The sequence below is a fragment of the Luteibacter sp. P4_D7_3 genome (genome assembly GCF_056401735.1).
Map to the genome: position 1 here is coordinate 1 of NZ_JBFUIT010000325.1, position 4,318 is coordinate 4,318.

The 4,318-nt window shown below is 63.5% G+C and carries 4 protein-coding genes and 1 pseudogene; 4 read left to right on the plus strand and 1 reads right to left on the minus strand.

Annotated features, from left to right (window positions below):
• The 3 genes from AC1DSN_RS19065 to AC1DSN_RS19075 form a co-directional block, all read left to right on the plus strand.
• Window positions 1-1,048 (plus strand): Hsp70 family protein (locus tag AC1DSN_RS19065; protein WP_477332235.1); only part of this gene is annotated, 1,048 nt, incomplete at its 5' end.
• A gap of 279 nt (window positions 1,049-1,327) precedes the next feature.
• Entirely contained in the window at window positions 1,328-2,308 is a 981-nt protein-coding gene (locus AC1DSN_RS19070; protein WP_477332237.1) for a helix-turn-helix domain-containing protein, read from the plus strand.
• 249 nt (window positions 2,309-2,557) lie between these two features.
• Window positions 2,558-3,487, plus strand: a complete 930-nt coding sequence (locus AC1DSN_RS19075; protein WP_477332239.1) for an LD-carboxypeptidase — start codon at window positions 2,558-2,560, stop codon at window positions 3,485-3,487.
• 68 nt (window positions 3,488-3,555) lie between these two features.
• Here the strand turns inward: AC1DSN_RS19075 and AC1DSN_RS19080 are convergent, their stop codons facing one another.
• Window positions 3,556-3,897, minus strand: a complete 342-nt coding sequence (locus tag AC1DSN_RS19080; protein WP_046969573.1) for a hypothetical protein — start codon at window positions 3,895-3,897, stop codon at window positions 3,556-3,558.
• Between the two features lie 204 nt (window positions 3,898-4,101).
• Here AC1DSN_RS19080 and AC1DSN_RS19085 point away from each other — a divergent pair.
• A pseudogene (locus AC1DSN_RS19085) lies at window positions 4,102-4,318 on the plus strand (hypothetical protein); the annotation flags it as partial.

Consider the following 4,318-nt stretch of genomic DNA (forward strand, 5'->3'; position numbering starts at 1 on the left):
CTTCGGCGAGGAGGCCGTGGACGCGTATCTCGAAGAGGGCACCGGCAACCTGATCGAATCGCCCAAGTCGATGTTCGGTTACAAGCTCGATCCGCGTGTGCGCAAGACCATCGTGAGCATCGCGGCGCACATCCTCGAGCACGTTCGCCTGGTAGCCACACGCCAGTTCGGCACGCCCGTTCGCGAGGCCGTCATTGGCCGCCCCGTCGAGTTCCGCAGCTCCATGGGCGCGGCCGGCGGCGAGCAGGCGTTGTCCATTCTCCGCGAAGCAGCACGGATCGCCGGCTTCGACGAGGTCTCATTCCTGGAGGAGCCCGCGGCCGCGGCAATGCATTACCACCAGTCGCTGGCGGAACGGCAGCGGGCGATCATCGTCGACATCGGCGGTGGTACGACCGACGTCGCCTATGCCGAGCTGGGCGCCGGTGAGGTACCGATCATGCACCGCAGCTGGGGCCTGCCGCGCGGCGGTACGGACCTGGACGTGGGCGTGAGCCTGCACAGCTTCATGCCCCGCTTCGGCAAGGACCTGAGCGGCGTACCGGTGCACCACTTCGTCGAGGCGGCCAGCGTGCACAACCTGCCCAAGCAGCGCGAGTTCCGCAAACAGGACTATCGCCAGGTGGACGAGCCCTTCGGTTCACGCCTGCGCGCCTTGCAGGGAACCGGCGCAACCACCCGGCTGAACCAGTCGGCCGAGCGCATGAAGATCGACCTGTCCGCTTCGGATGAGGCCACGGCATCGCTGGATTTCATYGAGGCAGGTCTGAAGATCGATGCCGTTGCCGGCGATTTCCGCGCCGCATCCGAGGATTTCCTCGACAGGATGGGGCGCCTTCTGGACCAGGCGCAGGCCGATATCGGTGAGCCGCCTGCCAGCGTTTTCCTCACGGGTGGCACGTCGCGCTCGCCGCAGGTTCGTGAGCGCGTAGGCGCAAGTTTTCCCGGAATTCGAGTCGTGCACGGCGACCCCTCTCTGGGTGTAGTCTCTGGTCTCGCACAAGCGGCACTTTTACCAAATTCATCAATCGCTTCCGACAGTCGATAAGCTAATTCGGCATATTCACAAACTGCTGGCTTTTGCTGCATTACATCGTTAGTTAATGGCGTCGACGTGGCCCACTTGGAAAAGCGGGGTCACGTCGACCGATGGAGGTTTAGTCGCGTGCGGGCGTCGCCTGCCGATGGATGTTGCGGGGGTACATATGGGAAGGGTTCGCGTTCGGATCAGGATGGGCAACGAATGGGGCGTTGCCGGGGCCACGCGTCGTGCCAATGACGCCGTCCCGCCGATGCAGGGAATAACCAACCGCAGGGAGGTAGGCGCATGACTCGCCCTTCCAACGTGCAGGGGCTGGAAGATTACGATCTGGTCACCCTGGGTGCGGCGCTCGGCATGTGCGAGGTCGATCTGTTGACCCTCAGCCCGGCCCGGCCCCGCGCATCGATCGCGTCGAAGACACACGACGGGGTCACCTACCTTACCGGGCATATCGATTTCGACGTGCGGGGCTCCCTGACCGTACCCGACGACGCGTGCATGCTCGTCTACCTCCACGAGACCGGAGAGCGCAGCTGGTGCCAGGGCGTCGGTGTCGAATCGGAAATGGGCGTGACGCTGCTGCGTGGCACCCCGACCGATTTCATGTTCGAGCGCGGCACGCGGTTCACCCTTGTGATGGCCCCTTACGCGCGCTTTCGCTCGYGGTTCATGGCCTCCGATCACGCCGACGTGGACATGGCCGCGCAACGACTTCGCCTGTTCTCGGTAACCTCCGAGCATCTCAAGCGCGCGTATCGGCAGATAAGCGAACGCGTGCATGAAACCGAAGACATGGCATTCGGACCCGTCGAGGACCTTCTCGACGAGCATATCCGGGTGGCCCTCGGATCCTCGTCCGAAGAGAGACCGGTGGCATCGCGCGGAAGACGCGCGCACTACCAGGTCATGCGCCGCGCGGAACGTTTCATGCGAGCCAATCTCCGTCGGGATATCTATTCCCAGGAGCTATGCCAGGCCGCGGGAGCCAGCGAACGTGGCTTACGTTACGCCTTCGACGACCTGCTCGGCATTCCGCCGAACCGGTACCTCGCCATGCTTCGACTTTGCACGGCGCATCGCAGTCTGGTCACGGCAGAAGCCGGACGGCGTTCGGTCAAGTCCGTCGCGCTCAGCTGCGGTATGTGGGACCTCTCGCGCTTCGCTGAGAAGTATCGCAGCGTGTTCGGCGAGCAGCCGCGTGAAACGCTCATTCGCAGTGCGCCGGCTGATGATCTGGCGGCGGCCGAAGAATTCGAAGGTTGGTAAGCATCACCGCACAGGGACGTGCCGTTTACGATTAGCCCGTTGCCGCAATTGATCAACGGGAGACTCGTTCACCTCCTCTAATCGAGATCTCCACGTCAACCGCGGCGTGAGAGTCCGATCAGGAGAGATGCTGTGATTCACGACGCCGCGCAGACCCAGTCAGGGGTGCTCGAACCCGGATCGGACAACTTCGGGTTGCCTTCGAGGCCTCGTAGAGGTATTGGTAGTACAGGTCACGTACTGCCAGTCATGCCGAAACGATTCGAGATACGTCTTATTGCTCCCTCCGGTTACGCAGAAGATCGCGCCGCCTGCCAGCGAGGTATTGAACGCCTGCAGGCCGCGGGCCACACGGTTCTCGGCGCTCACGTCGTGGACCGGGTGTCCCTGCGCTTCGCTGGCAGCGATGCCGAGCGCGCGGCGGATATCAACCAGCTCGCCGACCCGGATCGGCCCTTGCCGGACGTGGTCATGGCCATTCACGGTGGCTACGGCRCCATCGCGCTGCTGGAACACCTCGATTACGCGGGCCTGGCGGCCCGGTTCTCAGAAAGTTCGTGCGTCATGGTCGGCCATGGCGACTTCACGGTGATCCAGTGCGCTCTGTATGCGCGCAGCGGGATCGGATCGCTCTTCGGCCCCATGCTGGTCCAGGACTTCGGCGCGGGGTACCTGCGCGAGAACACCTGGCGTCACTTCTGGCAAACCCTGCAGTCGCCCCGGACCGACATCACCTGGGCGTGTCCCGAAGGGCAGACGGATCTGCATACCGAGGGCACGTTATGGGGTGGAAACCTATCGGCGCTCTGCAGCCTGATCGGTACGCCTTATATGCCGGCGATCGACGACGGCATCCTTTACCTCGAGGAGACGGGCGAGCAGGCCTACCGTGTCGAAAGGATGCTGTATGAGCTGGCGTTGAGCGGCGTTCTCGCCCGCCAACGGGCCATCATCCTCGGCGGTCTCGGTGGGCAACGCGTCAGCGAGTACGACAATGGCTATGACATCGAGCACGCGCTCGAGCGGTTCGCGAGCGCTTGCGGTACGCCTATCGTCCGGGGTCTGGCGTTTGGCCACAAACAGGATAAATGGACCCTGCCGTTCGGCGCTCGCGCCGTGCTGGACGTCGCGGACGGCACTGCCGAACTGATCGTGAGCGGGTATCCCTTCAAGGCCTGATCGGGACAAGGCGGTCTGTCAGAAGATCTGACGCGACCGCCGACCCTGAGGCGGAGGAATGGTCGCGCTCAGCCGAGCGCGGTGACCTGCGTGGCGCCGATCACGCCGATGAAAACGATCGAAAGCATCCAGAAGCGTGCCGGGTCGCGCCACACGCACACGCCCAGGCAGACGATGCCCAGGACGCAGGAAACGATGCCGGCCGCATGCAGGCCGAGTGTGATCAGTGACGGGTCGGAACCACCCGTGGCGATCATCATCGGTCTGAAAATGGCGTACCAGGCGAGCACGAGGCAGGCGCCACCGACGATGCCGAGCAGCCAGTTGGCGGGATGATTCTTCGGCAGCATATTGATACCGAGATAGATCGCTAGAACAACGACAGCGAAAACGACGAGCAACAAGGCCATGCGTTAACCCCTTTGTCTTTGTCGTGGCTCGCGGTCCCCACCGCTAGAGCCAACCGCCCGAGCATGGACTATCGAGGCGGCGAGGTCATGCTGCGGCGCGGAAGGGGGTTTCGTCGGGGAATCCGGCGTTTCGTCGGAAACGCGTCGAAGGACGGCTCCGCGCCATCGTATGCTCCCCGGCAATCCAGCATCGGAGCCATTGCGATGGCCAGCCTCAAATTCCTCGGTCGTATCGTCATAGCGTGGTTCGCGGCCTGGTGCATGCTGCTTGTGTTGTTCGGCATGTTCGACTGGCACCACGGCGATCTGCCCTGGTTCGTCACGCTGGCCTGGTTCGTCGGCCTGCTCATCGCACTGGGGCGGGGCGTGACGCATCTGTATCGCGTTCGCACCATTGCCGGACGCGTCGACGGGGAGACCT

Coding starts and splice junctions, on each gene's coding strand:
- AC1DSN_RS19080 (WP_046969573.1), bottom strand. CDS start 3,897: ATGGCCTTGTTGCTCGTCGTTTTCGCTGTCGTTGTTCTAGCGATCTAT.